At 62.9% G+C, this 17,999-nt stretch carries 15 protein-coding genes; 7 read left to right on the top strand and 8 right to left on the bottom strand.

The features are described 5' to 3' along the window. Positions 1-133: 133 nt before the first annotated feature. Positions 134-1,150, bottom strand: coding sequence for a nicotinate-nucleotide--dimethylbenzimidazole phosphoribosyltransferase (gene cobT / locus N0Q91_RS08115; RefSeq protein WP_275597804.1), 1,017 nt, complete (start codon positions 1,148-1,150; stop codon positions 134-136). A gap of 139 nt (positions 1,151-1,289) precedes the next feature. On the opposite strand from cobT, the gene N0Q91_RS08110 reads away from it, so the two are divergent. From N0Q91_RS08110 to N0Q91_RS08100, 3 genes are read left to right on the top strand one after another with little or no spacing between them, the layout of a single operon-like run. Then, complete coding sequence (locus tag N0Q91_RS08110) at positions 1,290-2,078, top strand: adenosylcobinamide-GDP ribazoletransferase (protein ID WP_275597803.1); 789 nt, start codon at positions 1,290-1,292, stop codon at positions 2,076-2,078. A gap of 47 nt (positions 2,079-2,125) precedes the next feature. Next, positions 2,126-2,347: a DUF1289 domain-containing protein gene (locus tag N0Q91_RS08105; protein ID WP_020487477.1), complete on the top strand. Its 222-nt coding sequence runs from the start codon at positions 2,126-2,128 to the stop codon at positions 2,345-2,347. Next, positions 2,344-3,045 (top strand): TIGR02281 family clan AA aspartic protease, encoded by a 702-nt coding sequence (locus N0Q91_RS08100; RefSeq protein ID WP_100673071.1) that lies wholly within the window; start codon positions 2,344-2,346, stop codon positions 3,043-3,045. The genes N0Q91_RS08105 and N0Q91_RS08100 overlap by 4 nt, the downstream gene beginning before the upstream one ends. A gap of 18 nt (positions 3,046-3,063) precedes the next feature. Here the strand turns inward: N0Q91_RS08100 and N0Q91_RS08095 are convergent, their stop codons facing one another. Both N0Q91_RS08095 and N0Q91_RS08090 read right to left on the bottom strand, forming a co-directional pair. Continuing rightward, entirely contained in the window at positions 3,064-3,825 is a 762-nt protein-coding gene (locus tag N0Q91_RS08095) for an ABC transporter permease (RefSeq protein WP_003535321.1), read from the bottom strand. After that, positions 3,822-4,748 carry an ABC transporter ATP-binding protein gene (locus N0Q91_RS08090; RefSeq protein WP_275597802.1) on the bottom strand — a complete coding sequence of 309 codons (927 nt, stop codon included), beginning with the start codon at positions 4,746-4,748 and terminating at the stop codon, positions 3,822-3,824. Before N0Q91_RS08090 ends, N0Q91_RS08095 begins: the two co-directional genes overlap by 4 nt. Before the next feature lie 491 nt (positions 4,749-5,239). Between N0Q91_RS08090 and N0Q91_RS08085 the strand changes: the two genes are divergently transcribed. Then, a complete protein-coding gene (locus N0Q91_RS08085; protein ID WP_275598108.1) occupies positions 5,240-6,355 on the top strand; it encodes an ABC transporter substrate-binding protein in 1,116 nt (371 codons plus the stop codon). 177 nt (positions 6,356-6,532) lie between these two features. On the opposite strand, the gene N0Q91_RS08080 is transcribed toward N0Q91_RS08085, so the two are convergent. The 4 genes from N0Q91_RS08080 to N0Q91_RS08065 form a co-directional block, all read right to left on the bottom strand. After that, entirely contained in the window at positions 6,533-8,671 is a 2,139-nt protein-coding gene (locus N0Q91_RS08080; protein WP_275597801.1) for a TonB-dependent receptor, read from the bottom strand. Between the two features lie 311 nt (positions 8,672-8,982). Further along, positions 8,983-10,179 (bottom strand): extensin-like domain-containing protein, encoded by a 1,197-nt coding sequence (locus N0Q91_RS08075; protein WP_275597800.1) that lies wholly within the window; start codon positions 10,177-10,179, stop codon positions 8,983-8,985. A 247-nt stretch (positions 10,180-10,426) separates the two neighbouring features. Next, a complete protein-coding gene (locus tag N0Q91_RS08070) occupies positions 10,427-10,981 on the bottom strand; it encodes a Kazal-type serine protease inhibitor domain-containing protein (RefSeq protein ID WP_275597799.1) in 555 nt (184 codons plus the stop codon). Between the two features lie 408 nt (positions 10,982-11,389). Further along, positions 11,390-13,204, bottom strand: a complete 1,815-nt coding sequence (locus N0Q91_RS08065; RefSeq protein WP_018095186.1) for a methyl-accepting chemotaxis protein — start codon at positions 13,202-13,204, stop codon at positions 11,390-11,392. A 210-nt stretch (positions 13,205-13,414) separates the two neighbouring features. On the opposite strand from N0Q91_RS08065, the gene N0Q91_RS08060 reads away from it, so the two are divergent. Continuing rightward, positions 13,415-13,804 (top strand): acyl-CoA thioesterase, encoded by a 390-nt coding sequence (locus N0Q91_RS08060; RefSeq protein WP_018095187.1) that lies wholly within the window; start codon positions 13,415-13,417, stop codon positions 13,802-13,804. A gap of 11 nt (positions 13,805-13,815) precedes the next feature. Further along, the gene (locus N0Q91_RS08055) at positions 13,816-14,406 is read left to right on the top strand and encodes a hypothetical protein (RefSeq protein WP_275597798.1); all 591 of its coding nucleotides are present in this window, start codon (positions 13,816-13,818) and stop codon (positions 14,404-14,406) included. A gap of 29 nt (positions 14,407-14,435) precedes the next feature. On the opposite strand, the gene N0Q91_RS08050 is transcribed toward N0Q91_RS08055, so the two are convergent. After that, positions 14,436-14,789, bottom strand: a complete 354-nt coding sequence (locus N0Q91_RS08050; protein ID WP_100673067.1) for a DMT family protein — start codon at positions 14,787-14,789, stop codon at positions 14,436-14,438. Positions 14,790-15,000: 211 nt separating this feature from the next. Here N0Q91_RS08050 and uvrB point away from each other — a divergent pair, with 211 nt between their 5' ends. Then, positions 15,001-17,994 (top strand): excinuclease ABC subunit UvrB, encoded by a 2,994-nt coding sequence (gene uvrB / locus N0Q91_RS08045; protein WP_275597797.1) that lies wholly within the window; start codon positions 15,001-15,003, stop codon positions 17,992-17,994. Positions 17,995-17,999 lie beyond the last annotated feature (5 nt).

Raw genomic sequence — 17,999 nt, 5'->3', positions numbered from 1 at the left:
TGACCCGACTTATCCCCGATATGCGAGAAGCCGCCCCGCATCAATAGCTGCACGGCACGAGCATAGCACGCATGACGGCCGATCGACAGCAAGCTCCGAGCGTGCTGACGCGCGTGGGCGGGCCGGGCCTGCCTTACTCCTTGTTGCTTACGCCAGCCTGCGCAAAGGTCGCCATGCCGCTGTGGCAGGCAGCCGCCGCCTTGACGATGCCTGCTGCAAGAGCCGCGCCCGTGCCTTCGCCAAGCCGCATGCCGAGAGCCAGGAGCGGTGTCTTGCCGAGTTTCTCGATCGCCCGCATGTGACCGGGCTCGCTTGAAACATGGCCAATCAGGCAATGGTCGAGCGCCGCCGGGTTGGCGGCCTTGAGGATCGCCGCGGCCGCGGTCGCGACGTAGCCGTCGATGATGACGGGCACCTTCTGCATCCGCGCCGCGAGAATTGCGCCCGCCATCGCCGCGATCTCGCGGCCGCCGAGCCGCCGCATGACTTCGAGCGGATCGGACAAGTGATCGCGGTGCAGCGCCACGGCCTTTTCGACGGCGGCGATCTTGCGCGCGAGCACCTCGCCTTCCGAACCGGTGCCGGGACCGACCCATTCCTCTGCCGTGCCGCCATAGAGGCCGAGGTTGATGGCGGCCGCGATCGTCGTGTTGCCGATGCCCATTTCGCCGATGCACAGCAGATCCGTGCCGCCGGCAATCGCTTCCATGCCGAAAGCCATGGTGGCGGCGCAGTCGCGCTCGGTGAGAGCCGGTTCCTCGGTGATATCACCGGTCGGATAGTCGAGCGCCAGATCGAAGACTTTGAGGCCGAGATCGTGTGCCACGCAGATCTGGTTGATGGCAGCACCGCCGGCGGCGAAGTTCTCGACCATCTGCGCCGTCACCGAAGCGGGAAAGGGCGTCACTCCCTGACGGGTCACGCCGTGATTGCCGGCGAAGATCGCGACGAGCGGTCGGTTAACCGCCGGCGGACGTCCCGTCCAGGCGGCAAGCCAGAAGGCGATTTCCTCGAGGCGCCCGAGAGCGCCGGGCGGCTTCGTCAATTGCCCGTCCCGCTCGCGCGCCGCAACGAGTGCCGCCGTATCCGGCCCCGGCAGGTTGCGCAGTAGTTCGCGGAAATCATCAAACGGCAGGCCGCTGGCGCTCATGGATCATCCTTGCAACGTGAAACTCGTTCGGGGCTCGTCATAGAGTGTGATGCCGCCCGCGGCAACGGCATTTGCGCCATTTGCCGTCGTCTCGCATGATCCCGCGGAACGCCGGGCGATTCGGGATGCGGGAGACGAGATGGCAGATATTCGCGAGCTCTGGGACGACGTCGCACGGTCGGTTGCCTTTTTGAGCCGCATTCCCGTGCCGGATCGATATTTCCGCGGCTATGACGGCGGGCTCGGCCGCGCCGTGCGCGCCTTCCCTCTTGCGGGTATCCTGATCGCCCTTCCTGCCGCCGTGATAGCGGTCCTTCTGGGCGCGCTTCACGCGAGCTCGCTCTTCAACGCCTCCCTCGTCGTCGCGGTGCAGGCGATGGTCACCGGCGCCCTGCATGAGGACGGCCTTGGGGATACGGCCGATGGTTTCGGCGGCGGGCGCGATCGGGAAAACGCCCTGGAGATCATGAAGGACAGTCGGATCGGCACCTATGGCGCGGTTGCCCTCATTCTTTCCTTCGGCCTTCGCGTCTCGGCCCTGGCTGCCTTCCTGCCGCTGCTGACGCCGACAGGCGGCGGAATTGCGCTGCTTGCCACCGCTGCGCTGAGCCGCGCCGCGATGGTCTGGCACTGGTCCCGCCTCCCGCCTGCCCGCCGCGGCGGGGTCGCCGCCTCGGCCGGTTTACCCGAGCCGCAGGCGACATCGATTGCGCTCGGCTCGGGCGTGCTCCTCGCGCTCGTGCTGTTTTTCCTGGCCGACATCCCGACCGTCGCCGTCCTGCTTTCGCTCGCTGCCTTCGGGCTTGCGGTGCCAGGCTTCACGCGGATTGCCTTACGCAAGGTCGGCGGCCATACCGGCGACACCATCGGCGCCACCCAGCAACTGACGGAGATCGCCGTTCTGGGCGCTCTTGCACTGGCCATCTGAAAGGCCGATATATTTTTCGAACGAAACAGCAGAGCATCGTCCCGATCATGGAATCTCCCTGCATTCTCGTCTGCACGATCGACGATAGGACCGGTTACTGTTTCGGCTGCGGGCGCACACGTCAGGAGATCGGCGCCTGGACGCTCTACACCGATACCGAACGGCACACGATCATGCAGGCCTTGCCGGCGCGACTGGAAACGGTCGAGCGCAAACCGCGGCGGGAGACGCGCCGGTCGCGCATGGCGCGAGAACAAAACGGCTCATGAGCAGACTGATCGTCCTCCTCGCAATACTCGGCATCGGCCTCGTACTGCTGATCATCAATCACGATTCCGGCCGAACGTTCGGCATGAACAACGACGATTTCGGACAGCTCGTAGCCCTCGGCGCGCTGGCAACGCTTTTTGCCGCCGGTATCGTCAGAAGCCGCCGAACGCTGGGCGAAGGCCTGACACAGATTGCGATCTGGCTGCTGATTGCGTTCGTCCTAGTTGCACTCTATGTCTACCGCTTCGACCTTCGGTCCGTCGGCGACCGGGTGCTGGCAGGACTTATGCCCGGCAGGGCCATGGTCATCACCGACAGCGAGGGTCAGCAGGAGGTGGTGCTTCACAAGCGGATCGACGGCCACTTTGCCGCCGATGCGACAATCAACGGGCGTGAGGTCAGCATGCTTGTGGACACCGGCGCGAGCAGTATCGTGCTCACCCATGAGGACGCGGCGATGGTCGGTCTCGACGTCGCCGATCTCGGCTACACGATCACTGTCATGACCGCGAACGGGCCGGCGCTTGCGGCACCGGTCATCCTGCCGGAGATCGCGATCGGACCGATCCGGCGGACGAATATCCGCGCCATGGTCGCGGCCGAGGGGCGGCTGGACAGCAGCCTGCTCGGCATGAGCTTCCTCTCGACCCTCGACTTCCTGCAGATGCGCAGCGGCGAGCTCCGGCTCAGGGACTGAGCCCCCGCCGATCCAACCTCAGTTGCGCAACTTGTACCCGGTCCGGAATATCCATGTCAGTGCGGACATGCAGAGGGCGAGAAAGACGAGAATGATTGCCGCGCTGGCGAGCGGATTTACGTCGGAGATCTCGAAGAAGCTCCAGCGGAATCCGCTGATCAGATAAAGGACCGGGTTGAAGTGGCTTACTGCCCGCCAGAATGGCGGCAGCATGTCGATCGAATAGAAGCTGCCGCCGAGGAAGACGAGCGGCGGGACCACCAGCATCGGAATGAGGTTGAGCTGCTCGAAATCCTTCGCCCAGATGCCGATCAGGAAACCGAACAGGCTGAAGGTCACCGCCGTCAGAACGAAAAAGAAAAGCATCACGAAGGGATGGGCGATGCTGAGATCGACGAACAGCGAGGCCGTGACGAGGATGATCGTACCGATCATCATCCCCTTTGTCGCCGCCGCTCCCACATAACCGAGCACAATCTCCAGCATGGATATCGGTGACGACAGCACCTCATAGATCGTGCCGGTGAATTTCGGGAAATAGATACCGAATGAGCCGTTGCCGATGCACTGCGTCAGAAGCGTCAGCATCATCAATCCGGGCGTGATGAAGGCACCGTAGGAAATTCCGTCGATTTCCTGGATGCGTCCACCGATGGCGGCGCCGAAAACGATGAAATAGAGCGAAGTGGAGATGACGGGCGACACGACGCTTTGCAGAAGCGTGCGGCGTGTGCGTGCCATTTCGAAGAAATAGATGGATTTGACTGCTTCTATGTTCATCGCCCCGCCTCCACGATCTCAACGAAAATATCCTCGAGCGAACTCTGCCTCGTGGAAATGTCCCGGAGCCTGATGCCCGCCTCGGCCAGCGCCGCGAGCAGCGACGTGATGCCCGTCCGATCAGCGCTCGTGTCGTATTCATAGATCAGGCGTTCGCCTTCGCCCTCCAGCAACAAATTGTAGGAGGCAAGAGAATCGGGAACCCGCTCCAGAGGTTGGGCCAGATCGACGCGCAGCTGCTTGCGTCCGAGTTTCGTCATCAGCGCATTCTTGTCTTCGACGAGCAGTATCTCGCCGCTGTTGATCACCGCGATCCGGTCGGCGATCTCCTCCGCTTCCTCGATGTAGTGGGTCGTGAGGATGATCGTCACGCCCGAAGCGCGCAGCCGCTGGACGACCTCCCACATGCTCTTTCGCAGGCTGACGTCGACACCGGCCGTCGGCTCGTCGAGGAAAAGGACGCGCGGCTCGTGCGAGAGCGCCTTGGCGATCAGCACGCGCCGCTTCATGCCCCCGGAAAGCTCGCGCAGCGTGCTGTCCTTCTTGTTCCAGAGCGAGAGGTCCTTCAGTACCTTTTCGATATGCGCCGGATCCGGCTTCCTGCCGTGAAGCCCGCGCGAGAAGGAAACGGTGTTCCACACCGTCTCGAAAGCATCGGTCGTCAGTTCCTGCGGCACAAGGCCTATCATCGCCCGTGTCTGGCGGAAGTCGCGCACGACGTCGTTGCCACCGACGGTAACCTGGCCGCCCGTCGCATTGACAATACCGCAGACGATCGAGATGAGCGTCGTCTTGCCGGCACCATTCGGACCGAGGAGGGCAAGAATTTCGCCCTCTTCGATATCGAGGCTGACGCCCTTCAGGGCCTGAAACCCCGAGGCATAGGTCTTCGACAGATTGGAGATGGAAACGATTGGCGCCATGAAACATATCCGGGAAGAGGTGCAAAGACGGCAGGGTGCTGCTCTATATGGGCCGATTCACATGGATTTGCAGCCCGTCCAAGCCAAATTTACGTTGACGCTCTGTCAAGGGCCGCCGCTCCGCTTAGCGACTGCTGCCCGTGCGCCAGTAGAATCTCTTGGAGTGCGGACACCAGCCGTGCCGCCTTTCCTCGGCGAGCCGATAAAATCTTTCTCGCGTCGCGCCGCGTCGTAACGATGCCGAACAATCTCGAGCGCTGCCTAACTTGATTGCGGTCATCAAGATATATATGCGATGCAAAAGCGTGCGTGAGGGCCCGCCGCCCGAACAATGGTCTCTCTCGCCGGCGCGATCGATTTCGGCCACGAGATAAACCGAACGAGTCGGCGCTCTGTCTGCGGAACGGGCCGCGTCAATCATTCGAGGGAGGAGAATTGTCGTGAGGAGAAAACTTTCGGTGCTTTGCGCCGCAATCGCCTTTCTGGTCCTGATGGTTCCGGCCGTTGCGTTCACCGGGGAGCGGACAGAGGCGGAGAAGCCTGCACCGATCACGGTCACCGATATCGCCGGCCGCGAGGTGACGGTAAATACGCCGGTCAGGCGCGTACTGCTTGGTGAGGGGCGGCAACTCTACCTTGTTGCGTCGCTCGAGCCGGAAGATCCCTTGGCTCGCGTCGTCGCATGGCGCGACGATCTGATCGAGGCCGATCCGGCGACATACAGGCAGTACCTCGAAGCCTTTCCCAGATTGGCGGAACTTCCGGCATTTCCTGGAAAGGAAAACGGTCTGATCGACATAGAATCGACAATCGTCCTGAAACCCGACGTGGTCCTGCTCAATCTCGAGGCCATGCGTGCGAACGAAGATGCCAAATATATCGAGAAGCTCGCGGAGCTCCAGATCCCGGTCCTCTATATCGATTTCCGCCATCATCCGCTGAAGAACACCGAGCCTACCATCCGTCTGCTCGGGAAGATCATGGAGCGCGAGGCGCGCGCGGAAGAGATCATCGCATTCCGCCGTGAAGCGATGGCACGAGTGACCGACGTCATCGGCACGTCCAAGCCCGAGCGCCCGAGGGTGTTCATCGAGAGGATCGGCGGCTATGCCGACGATTGCTGCCTTACCTTCGGGGCCGAAAACTTCGGCAAGTATGTCGAACTCGCCGGCGGCCTCAATATCGGCAGCGACATTCTTCCTTCCACGTTCGGACAGCTCAATCCGGAGCAGGTGATCGCCGCCAATCCCGAACATGTCGTCGTTACCAGCGCCGACTGGGAAGCCTACGTGCCGGGCGGGCACTGGATCCCCCTGGGACCCGGCGCGGATGAGACGGTGACCCGGCAGAAGCTCGAATGGTTCACCAGCCGCAGCGCCTACACCGACATCGCAGCCCAGAAGACCCGGACCTTCCACGGCATCTGGCACCAGTTCTACAACAGCCCCTATGAATTCTTCGCCGTCCAGCAACTGGCGAAATGGCTCCACCCGGAACTCTTTGCCAGCCTCGATCCGGACGCGACATTTGCCGAGTATCACCGGCGTTTTCTGCCCATCCCCTATCGTCCCGGCTATGCCGTCAGCCTCGTCGACAGCACTGACTGATCGGCCCAGCCTGGTGATTCAAGCGCGTGAGGCTCTCCACGGAGCGTCTCGCCTTCGCTTTTCTACGCTCGTGAGGTACGCGGTCACGCCTGCATCCGCGGGTTGCTGATCCGGTTCGACCGCACGCCCGACGGCCGGAGGCGCCCGACGGCGCCTCCATGGGCATACTCGGTGGAATCAGAAGTCGGTTGTCATGGAGACCTTCACCGTCAGCGGCGCACCCTGCGACAGGGTGCCGTAACTTGCAACGCCGGACCAGTAGTCAAGGTCGAAGACATTCTCGACATTGGCGCGGAACGTGACCGGCCTCTCGTTGATCGCGGTCAAGTAGCGGGCGCCGAGATCAAGCCGGGTCCAGGAGGGAATTTCCTGGGTGTTTGCCGTATTCACAAACTGCTCGTCCGTGTGGATGACATTGCCGGTGAGCGTCAGACCAGGCAAGAAGGGCGTATCCCACTCCGCCCCCAGATTGACCTGCAGAGAGGGCACCCCGATCGGGGTATTGCCACGCGCCGCGTCATCGCTCGTTTTCGTGATTTCGCCGTGGATGAAGGCGACACCACCGAGAACCCGGATTTCGGGTGTCACCTCGCCGAAGACGTTCAACTCGACGCCGCGGTTGCGCTGTTCGCCGCCTTCCGCGAAGACCAGGCCGCCGCCCTGCGTCTCCAGCACGCCGAACGGCTTTTCGATCTGAAACACGCTGGCGGTCACCGCCACGCGTCCGAGATCGACTTTGGTGCCGATCTCGTATTGTCTTGATCGGTAGGGCGCAAGCGTCTCGCCCGAATTGACGGCCGTCGCCGGGGCCGTGTCGCCGACGCTGAGGCCCTCAACGTAATTGGCATAAAGCGCGACGTTTTCCCACGGCTTGAAGACGATGCCAGCGAGCGGCGTCAGAGCGCTCTCGTCGGAAGATGCGGTGATGGCGCCCGTGGCAGGGCTGTAGTTTTCGGTATCGATATGCTGCCAGCGCCCACCCAAGGTCAGTTGCACGCGCTCATCGAACATCGACATGGTGTCGGAAAGCGCGAAACCATGGAAGATATTCTCCGAAGCTCTTGGCACATGGGTCGGCTGCGGCACCTCCTGCTCGGGACGAGGAAGCGGATCGAAGATATTGGTTGGCTGCGCGATTCCAGAGTTAGAGCCGCGCGCGAGACGTTGCTGAAGCCCGCTGACCTGGAATGTGACCGAGTGATCGATGGCCGCCGTCTCGAACTCGGCGCGAACGCCCGCCTCCGCCGTCAGACGGTCGACATCGAAGACAAAATTCTGCGGGGTGACACTGGCGTCGCCGGCAGAGTTAAGAAGCAGCGGAGTGCCAAAGAGGCGCTCGACCCGCGAATTCCCGCCACCGACGGCCGCGAAGACGGTGACCGCGTCACTCAGGTCGTATTCGACCCGCCCCAACCAGGACAGGTCCTCGGTCGTCGCCCATTCCCAGGGTTCCTGGATATTGGATCGGCCACCCGGCGCCTCGGGAATTTCGAAATTCCCAAACGGGAAGAATGGGCGCAGCGGGGCGTCGACGTCCTGCCGTTGCCCGATGACGTCCAGGGTCGCCCGGATGCCTTCGCCCTCGTAGTCGAGCGCGATTGCGCCGACACCGACGTCGAGTGACTGGTTGTCGATGGCGGTGTCGCCGCCGCGATAACTGCCATTGAGGCGGACGCCGAACTGACGCTGGTCGCCGAAGCGGCGACTGACATCCAGATGTCCGCCGCCGTAAAGATCGGAGGCATAGTCGGTCGTCACGCGAGTCAGATCAACCTCGGGCGCGCGTTTCGGCACGATATTGATACTGCCGCCGACGCTGCTGTTCGGAGAGATGCCGTAAAGGAGTGCCGTCGGTCCCTTGATAACCTCCACACGTTCGGCATAGTCGGTGAACAGGCGAAAGGTGGGAGCGACGCCGAAGACCCCGTCGAAGGAGACTTCGCCAAAATTCCCCTCGTTGAGCGGAAACCCCCTGATGTAGAAGGAATCCAGCATTCCGCCGGAGGCGTGAGTGCTCCTGACCGACGGATCGTTGGCCAGAACGTCGGCTACAGTCTTCGCATTCTGATTCTCGATCGTCGCCGCGGTATAGCTGGTTATGTTGAACGGCGTGTCCATGAAGTCGCGGTTGCCGAGCAAGCCGACGCGACCACCGCGCGCTACCTGCCCTCCGGCATAGTCTTCCGGTTCCGTGCCTATCGTCGCCGTCGAGGTGCCCCTCACCTCGATGCGATCCAGTACCGTCGCATCTTGTGCCAAAGCGGCACGGCTCACCGTTGCCAGCAGGACAGCCAGCAGTCCAACACGCAGTTCCATAGATACCCCTCTAAGAACATCGACCGAGACGGCCAACTCGCTTTGCAACGAGCCGAGCACGCCGGTACAAAACCGGTGTTAGATAACTTGATTTTTTATGTCAACAATTGGCGTGCAGGGTTATTTGCAGCGATAAAATGGAACGGCCGCGCGTTCGGCGTCGTCCGCCGCGTTCGCTTGCGGGCGTTTTCCGACCGGGAGAAGCCGGATACCCCTGAACACCTGCACCGACATCGTCGACTCCTCCTCCGACATGAGGCCATCGCGGCGTCAGCCGGGCCGTCCAACCGATGGTCCGCTTGTGCAGCGTGCTAATCGCAGTGCCGGTAACCGGACTTGCGCGTGCGCAGATCGAAGTGGAAATGGTCCTTGTGGAAAGGATCGCTGCCTGGTCCGAGCACCGTGTGGAAGTACTTGCAGCTGTCCGTGCGCACCGCTTTCAGGAGCCCCCGCTCACGGAAAGCGAAGAAGCCCTTCTTGCGCACATCGATTTCCTTGCCGTTTTTCAGCACGAACTTGCCGACGTCTATCGCGTTGCCGCGCGCATGTTCCGACATGGGATTGCCGCGGCGGGAGTTCATCGTCCGGCAGGAATAGCCGCCGAGGGGCTTGATCGTCTTGACGCCCGACCAGTAACGGTAGCGCGACGACGGCGCCAGCTCGTATTTCACCCACTTGGCGAAGGCTTCCGTTACCTGGCAATTCAGCTTCACCGCAGGTTTGACGGCGATGTCGCCGGACAGGCCGCTGAGCTCGATCGGGTAGTCGATGCCACAGGACGGCCCGTTACGGACTCGCGGAACGTCGCGGAAGACGACGCCGAGCTTCTTCAACCGCTGCCGGCACGCGACCTCCGAGCCCGGCATTTCGCCGGTGTATTCCGGCGTGGACAGCGGGCTGCGGGCGCGCGGTATGAAAGCGATCTGCTGCGGCTGCTCAGTGCGCGTCGCCCGCTGCGGCTCGAGAACACGCCTTCTATTCACTTCCTCGGCCGCGCTCTGCGCGGGCGCAAGGGGCGGCAGGTCGGGATCATAGCCGGGATTCGCCTCAGGCATCGGCATAGGCTGCGGCGCTCCGGCAAGCTGGCGCACATCGCTGTCACCGATACCGGCCACGACCGGCTGCGTCGTATTCCCCTCGGCGATCTCACCGGCCTGCTCCTGCGCCAGGCCGACCACCGGTTCGACGCCGAGCATGGCGTCCATATTCACCCCCTCGGGCGGAACCGTCATCGATCCGGCCGCGGCGACCTGGCCCTGCGGTGCAAGGGCCGCATTACTGGAAACGCGGGCAACGGAGGTCTGGCTGGCCATGGCGACCGGCTCTGACGACGGATAGGCAGCGACTTCCTGCTCCGGCATGGCTGCAGGCGCCGGCCCGATCGCGCCGACACGGGAGCTCCCGTCGATGCGGGCCGGTGGCGCAAGCACGTCGGTCGTGCAGGCAACGAGCGGAATGGACAACAGCAGCGCCGCCAATGGACGATGAAGAAGAGAAACATACGCCATACTGATTGCCGCCTTCATCCATGACAAAGCTTCGGCCTTGTCCGTGCGCCGCCTGCCCACAGCCGAGAATGAACCTGCGGAATGTCGCCAAACGGGCGCTCGGTCGAGAAAGTCGGCTTTGCAAAGCAATTTAAGCAAACGTGGTAAACGAAGCCTTGCAGGCCGCACGCCAATCGGGCGAGCGGGACAAAAGAAAAGGCCCGCATCCTTACGGGTGCGGGCCTTTTCTTTGTGGGTTTTCGTCCGACTAACGGCATTCCCCTGGATGGGCGACGCGGAACCCGTCCGCTCGTGCCTCGCAGGCATTCGGGAACGTTCTTGATCGTCCATTGCGCTCGCCGCAGACCGGCGCGAATTCGCGCGTGCAGAATTGCGGCTGTTGCGGGCGATCATCCTCACGGCGGCATTCTCCGGGTGCGACGACGCGGAACCCTTCGGCGAGCGCCATGCACGAATTTGGGAAGGTCTGCCTTCGCGGGCCGCGCTGGCCGCAAACCGGCGAAAACTCGCGCGTGCAGGCCCGCTCTTCCGGCGGACGGGATGCCGGACGGCATTCGCCGCGATGAACGACACGGAAGCCGTCGGCGCGTGCCTGGCAGGCATTGGGGAAGGTTCGAATGCGATTGCCGCGTTCGCCGCAGACGGGCGCGAATTCCATCGTGCACATTTGCGGACCCGGCGGGCGGATCGGTCCCGGACCGGGGCGCGGCTCGTCGACGACCACGGTACAGGCAGAAAGAAAGCCGGCGGCGGCCAGGAAAATGGCGGCAGACTTCATGATGAAACGCTTGAAAGGCAACACAGGTCTCCCCCTTGGCTGGCATCTCGGATGCGGCCGGATCGCCGGATAGCGACCGTCCTCCCGTCGCACCATCTCGCCTGTCTTGCGGCCAGACGTCAACTCCCGCGAGATGCGCCATCCACGCACCACCGACAGGAGCAGGCTCACCCGCCCGAACGACATCGGTTGAACGAAGAGGCCCGCGGCCGCTTGTTTGATTTCCTCATTCCTGTGCTTGTCACAGGAATCCAGCCAGACCAAGTCCTTGGGCTGAAAGAACGCTTCCCGCGCAGACGCGGCGCTGCTGGATCCCTGTGACGAGCACAGAGATTGCAGTCCTCCGAAAAGCTTCCCACAGCGCCGCGCATCTTATAAGACGCGCGGCGCTGTGGTGCCGCATGTTTTGACCATTGATCGGCTACGATGGCCTCAGGCTGCCCTGCCAAAGGCCGGCTGTGCGCCCCGTTCCCCGAGCCTGAACTGTTCGAGCAGCGCCTTCAGCTCGCGACTTTCCTGCGCCAGCGTCTGGCTTGCCGCGGTCGTCTCCTCGACCATTGCGGCGTTCTGCTGCGTCATCTGGTCCATGCTGTTGACAGCCGTGTTGACCTCCTGCAGTCCGGTCGCCTGTTCCCGAGCAGCGGTCGCGATTGCGGCCACCTGCTCGTTGACACGGTTGACCAGAGCCTCGATCTCCATCAGCGCATCGCCCGTCGAGCGGACGAGTTCGACGCCGGCGCCAACCTCCTTCACCGAGGTGCCTATCAGCTCCTTGATCTCCTTTGCTGCGCCGGCCGAGCGTTGCGCAAGTTCGCGGACCTCCTGGGCAACCACGGCGAAGCCGCGGCCGGCCTCCCCTGCCCGCGCCGCCTCGACGCCTGCATTCAGCGCCAGCAGGTTCGTCTGGAAGGCGATCTCATCGATCACGCCGATGATCTGGCTTATCCGGCTGGACGAGGCTTCGATCCGCCCCATTGCATCGATCGCATTACGCACGATACCACCGGATTTCGCCGCGCTCGCCTTCGTCTCGTCGACCATGTCGCGCGCTTCGAGGGCACGATCCGACGCCTGGCGTACGGTTGAGGTGATCTCGTCGAGAGCTGCGGCCGTCTCTTCAAGTGCCGCCGCCTGCTGTTCGGTCCGGCGCGAAAGATTGTTGGCGGCCTCTGAAATGTCGGCGGCACTGCCATGGACGATTTCGGTGGATTGGGAAATGGCGCCGATGACGTCGCGAAGCGCGGCGACCGCCGTGTTGAAGTCGTCCTTGAGCTTGGCGTATTCCGGCGCGATCCGGGCCACCGCGGCGGTGAGGTCGCCGTTTGCCAGCCGCTCGAGCGCGCCGCCGAGCGTCTCCATCGCCTCGGCCTGGGTAGCGGCAGTCGTACGCTGGCGCTCCTCGTTGCCGCGCCGTTCTGCGTCCAGGCGGTCCTGCTGCTCCGCCTCGCGCGATCGCAGTTCGAGGCGCTCCTTGACGGAGTCGCGCAGGACGACGAGCACCTGTGCCATCTGCCCGATCTCGTCGCCGCGATCGGTTTCCGGAACATCCGAGGAAAGGTCCTCGTCTGCGATCGCCCGCATCGAGACCTTCAGCTTTTCGATGGGCCGAACGACGCTGCGCACGATCGCCAGTGCCGCCATGAGGATCGCGAGCGCTGCCGCGACCAGAATGCCGGCCATCTGCCAGGCGCGCTCGCGGAACATGGCGGCCAGGTCGTCGGCATAAACACCGGTACCGACCACCCATCCCCAGGGCTCGAAACCGGCCACGTGCGAATATTTCAGCACGGGCTGGTCGGCGCCGGGCTTCGGCCAGTAATAATCGACGAAGCCCTTGCCGTGCGCCTGAACCGTCTTGACGAATTCCACGAACAGGAACTTGCCGTTGGGATCCTTGTTCTGCGTCAGGTCGGCGCCGTCGAGTTCGGGCTTGATCGGATGCATCACCATCTTCGGATGCATATCGTTCACCCAGAAATAGCCGCTGTCCTGATAGCGCATCGCCCGGATTGCCTCCAGTGCGCGGCCCTGCGCCTCCTCGCGCGTCAGCGTGCCGGCCTTTTCCTGGCCGTGATAGGCGTCGAAAACCTTGATCGCGTTCTCATTCATCGCCGCGAGCATGGCCTTGCGCTCGGCAACCAGCTTGTCCTGCGCCTGGATCAGTCCAAAGGTCAGCGCCGCCGCCATCGTCAAAAGCGCAAACGCGACCAGCGCGTAAAGACGCGCCGAAATTCGAATTCTTCTCATCCCCTGCCTCCATTTCGAGGCATGCAGAATATGAGCGGCTATTTGCAAAGCTCCTAACAAACGCTCACTAGATTTGAGGGTGATCAAATTAACGATAACACCGTCACGTGTGCCGCCTTTTGCTTCTTCAGCGTGGAATTGTTCCGGCGCCTCTTTGCTCGCCTGACGGCAGTGCGTTAAACCTTGTTCGTCAACAGGGAGACAGGCCGCATGAACGCAGCAAGCAAGCCGAATGGCGAACTGACCTTGCGCACCCTCGCAATGCCCGGCGACGCCAATGCCGCCGGCGACATCTTCGGCGGCTGGGTCATGGCGCAGATGGACCTTTCCTGCGGCATCCGGGCCGCCGAGCGCGCCAGGGGCCGCGTCGTGACTGCGGCGGTAAAGGAAATGGCCTTCGCCATGCCGGTGAAGATCGGCGACACACTGTGCATCTATACCGACATCGTAAAGGTCGGGCGGACGTCGATGACGCTCAAGGTCGAGGCATGGGCACAGCGTTACCTCTCGCATGTCATGGAAAAGGTCACCGACGCCATCTTCGTGATGGTCGCGCTCGACTCGACCGGCAAGCCGACGCCGGTTCCGGCCGAGCAATAAGGGCCTGGTTCATGGAGCAGGTGCAGCCCGATCCGGCGATCTTTTCGCATATACGCGTCGTCATGGGCATGGTGATCAGCCTCTCGCTTGCGCGGCTCCTCAGCGGCGTTGCGCTTTTCGTGCAGCACCCGGGCAAGACGAAGGTCTACTGGATACACCTCGGCTGGGTGCTGTTCATGTTCTTCTTCCTCGTCCATTTCTGGTGGTGGGAGTATCATCTGCACTCGCTGGCGGTGATCGACGTCAGCGTCTACCTGTTCGTCATCCTCTATAGCTGCGTCTTCTTCCTCCTCTGCGTCTTCCTCTTTCCGACGACTCTCGACGAGTACAGCGGCTACGAACATTATTTTATGTCCAGGCGCGCCTGGTTCTTCGGCTTCCTCGCCATCGCATTCGCTGTCGACCTCATCGACACAGCCTTGAAGGGCAAGGCCTATTTCCAGTCCTTCGGGATCGAATATCCGCTTCGCAACGCGGCCTATATCGCGTTCTGCATCATCGCGGCGGTCACGCCCGACCGGCGCTTCCATGCGTCTTTTCTGGTGGGCGCGGTTCTTTACCAGCTCACATGGATGTATCGCGCCTTCGACCTTCTCGATTGACGGGGGCAGATGCCGCTCGTGGCGATGTCTCACCCCTTGAAGATGAACGACGCCCCGAGCGCGATCAGCGCGAAGCCGATGAACTGATGCCAGCCGATCGGTTCCTTCAGCCAGAAAATCGAGAAGAGGACGAAAATGGTGAGCGTTATCACCTCCTGCATCGTCTTCAATTGCGCGGCCGAATAGACAGAGTGTCCGATGCGGTTTGCCGGCACGGCCAGCCAATATTCGAAAAAGGCGATCCCCCAGCTTGCGGCGATGACGATGTAGAGCGGCGACGAAGTGAACTTCAGGTGGCCGTACCAGGCGAAGGTCATGAAGACGTTGGAGAGGAGCAGCAGGATGACCGGCCAGACATACGCAGGATTGATGGCAAATGGCATGGAAACCTCGGGAAGAGCGCGAATCGCAAGCCGAGAATGCTCCGCCGAGTGCCGGCGTTGCAAGTGCCTTCGGCTCCCGGTGCAGCGATGCGACCGTCGGTTCAAGCCCTCGCCTCGGAGGTCAGGAAACGAGTGAGGATCGCGGTCTTCCGTTTCCCTTTTGTACTCGTTCCCCCTTCACTTTCGACCGGACTCTGTCCATATTCCCGGCATGGCCAGATCACCGAAGAATTCCCCGAAGAAATCGTCGGCACCCGGCGGCTTCGAAGAAGCCCCGCAGGCGCCGCTTTCCGGTACGCCCCTTTCCGGCAATGTCTCCGACTGGGTGAAGCAGCTCGAATCGGAAGCGGAAGCGAGCACCTTCGAGAGCCGGCGCGAAGTTGCGTCCAAGGCCGGCAGGCATCGCAAGAAGGTGGAGATCTCCGCGTCGAAATCGGCCCGCGGCACATCGATGGGCGGAACGACCGATCCGAAGACGCGTGCGGCCGCGGGGCTCAATCCCGTGGCCGGCCTCGATGTCGCCTTGGAGGATGCCGACAAGCTCACCTCCGGCTCGGGCGTCACCGCCACCGTCGAGGCGCTTGCCAAGCTCATCGAGAGCGGCAATCCGCTGTTCAAGGACGGCAAGCTCTGGACGCCTCACCGCCCGGCCCGGCCTGAAAAGTCCGAAGGCGGCATCCCGATCCGCATGCAATCGGACTACGAGCCGGCCGGAGACCAGCCGACGGCGATCGCGGACCTGGTCGACGGCCTCACCTCGGGCGAGCGCAATCAGGTGCTCCTCGGCGTCACCGGCTCGGGAAAAACCTTCACCATGGCCAAGGTAATCGAGGCGACGCAGCGCCCGGCCGTCATTCTGGCTCCGAATAAGACGCTTGCCGCGCAGCTCTATTCCGAGTTCAAGAACTTCTTCCCGGACAATGCGGTCGAATATTTCGTCTCCTATTACGACTACTACCAGCCGGAAGCCTACGTGCCGCGCTCGGACACCTACATCGAGAAGGAATCGTCGATCAACGAGCAGATCGACCGCATGCGCCACTCGGCGACGCGTTCGCTGCTCGAACGCGACGACGTCATCATCGTCGCCTCGGTCTCCTGCATTTACGGTATCGGTTCGGTCGAGACCTATACGGCAATGACCTTCCAGATGAGCGTCGGCGACCGGCTCGACCAGCGCCAGTTGCTGGCCGACCTGGTCGCGCAGCAATACAAGCGCCGCGACATGGACTTTCAGCGGGGCTCCTTCCGCGTGCGCGGCGACACGATCGAAATCTTTCCCGCCCACCTGGAGGATGCCGCCTGGCGCATCTCGATGTTCGGAGACGAGATCGACTCGATCACCGAGTTCGATCCGCTCACCGGCCAGAAGACCGGTGACCTCAAGTCGGTGAAGATCTACGCCAATTCGCACTATGTGACGCCGCGGCCGACGCTGAACGCCGCGATCAAGGCGATCAAGGAGGAAATGAGCCAGCGTCTCGCCGAACTGGAACGCGCCGGGCGCCTTCTGGAAGCGCAGCGGCTGGAGCAGCGCACCCGTTACGACATCGAGATGCTCGAGGCCACCGGCTCCTGCCAGGGCATCGAGAACTATTCGCGCTATCTCACCGGCCGCAGGCCGGGCGAGCCGCCGCCGACGCTGTTCGAATATATTCCGGACGATGCGCTGATCTTCATCGACGAGAGTCACGTCACCATTCCGCAGATCGGTGGCATGTATCGCGGCGACTTCCGCCGCAAGGCGACGCTCGCCGAGTACGGGTTCCGCCTGCCCTCCTGCATGGACAACCGGCCACTGCGCTTCGAGGAATGGGACGCAATGCGCCCCGACACCATCGCCGTGTCGGCAACGCCCGGCGCCTGGGAGATGGAACAGGCCGGCGGCGTCTTCGCCGAACAGGTGATCCGTCCGACCGGCCTCATCGATCCGCCGGTGGAGGTGCGCTCCGCCAAGACGCAGGTGGACGACGTGCTCGGCGAGATCCGCGAGACCGCCGCAGCGGGCTACCGCACCCTCGTCACCGTGCTCACCAAGCGCATGGCCGAGGACCTGACCGAGTATCTGCACGAACAGGGCGTGCGGGTGCGCTACATGCATTCCGACATCGACACGCTCGAACGCATCGAGATCATCCGCGATCTGCGCCTCGGCGCCTTCGACGTGCTGGTCGGCATCAACCTCCTGCGCGAGGGTCTCGATATTCCCGAATGCGGCTTCGTCGCCATTCTCGATGCCGACAAGGAAGGCTTCCTGCGCTCGGAAACGTCGCTCATCCAGACGATCGGCCGCGCCGCCCGTAACGTCGACGGCAAGGTCATCCTCTATGCCGACACGATCACCGGCTCGATGCAGCGGGCGATGGAGGAGACCAGCCGCCGCCGCGAGAAACAGATGGCCTACAATGCCGAGCACGGCATCACGCCCGAATCGGTCAAGGCGAAGATCTCCGACATCCTCGATTCGGTCTACGAACGCGACCATGTCCGCGCCGATATTTCCGGCGTCGCCGGCAAGGGCTTTGCCGATGGCGGCCACCTCGTCGGCAACAATCTCCAGGCGCACCTCAACGCACTGGAAAAACAGATGCGCGACGCCGCCGCGGATCTCGACTTCGAAAAGGCCGCACGCCTGCGCGACGAGATCAAGCGCCTCAAGGCGGCCGAACTGGCCGTGCTGGACGACCCGATGGCGCGAGAGGAAGCGAAATCGCAGGAGAGCAGCAAGCGGGCCAGCAAGGGCATGCCCGGCACAATGGACACCCTCCCCCTTGTGGGGAGGGTTGCGGAGGGGCAAGGCGACACCCCTCCCGGAGCTTCGGGCCACCCTTCCCACAAGGGGGAGGGAAAGACAGAATCCTACTTCCAGAAGCCCTCGCTCGACAATATGGGCCCGGGGACCGACACCGAACGTCCCCTCTTCCGCAAACCCGAACTCGATGAAATGGGCCGCGACGTGGCGATCCCCTCTTCCCGCGGCCGGGGAGAAGGTGCCCGAAAGGCAGATGAGGGGCAGTCGCTTTTCAGGAAAAACACCCTGGACGAAATGACCGTCGGCCGCACGGAGAAGCCGGTACCGGGACCGGCACCGGAGAAGCCGACCCTCACCCGCGCCAAGCCGGGCGTAGGGTCCTACGAGGAGCCGGCGGAGGAAAAGCGGCGCAAGAGCCGGACGAAGGGCAAGACGGGGCGTCCGGGACGCTGAGCCAG

The organism is Sinorhizobium prairiense (assembly GCF_029201645.2).
Lineage (GTDB): Bacteria > Pseudomonadota > Alphaproteobacteria > Rhizobiales > Rhizobiaceae > Sinorhizobium > Sinorhizobium meliloti_A.
Note: the sequence above shows the minus strand (reverse complement) of the source record. Positions and strands in the feature narration are given on the sequence as shown.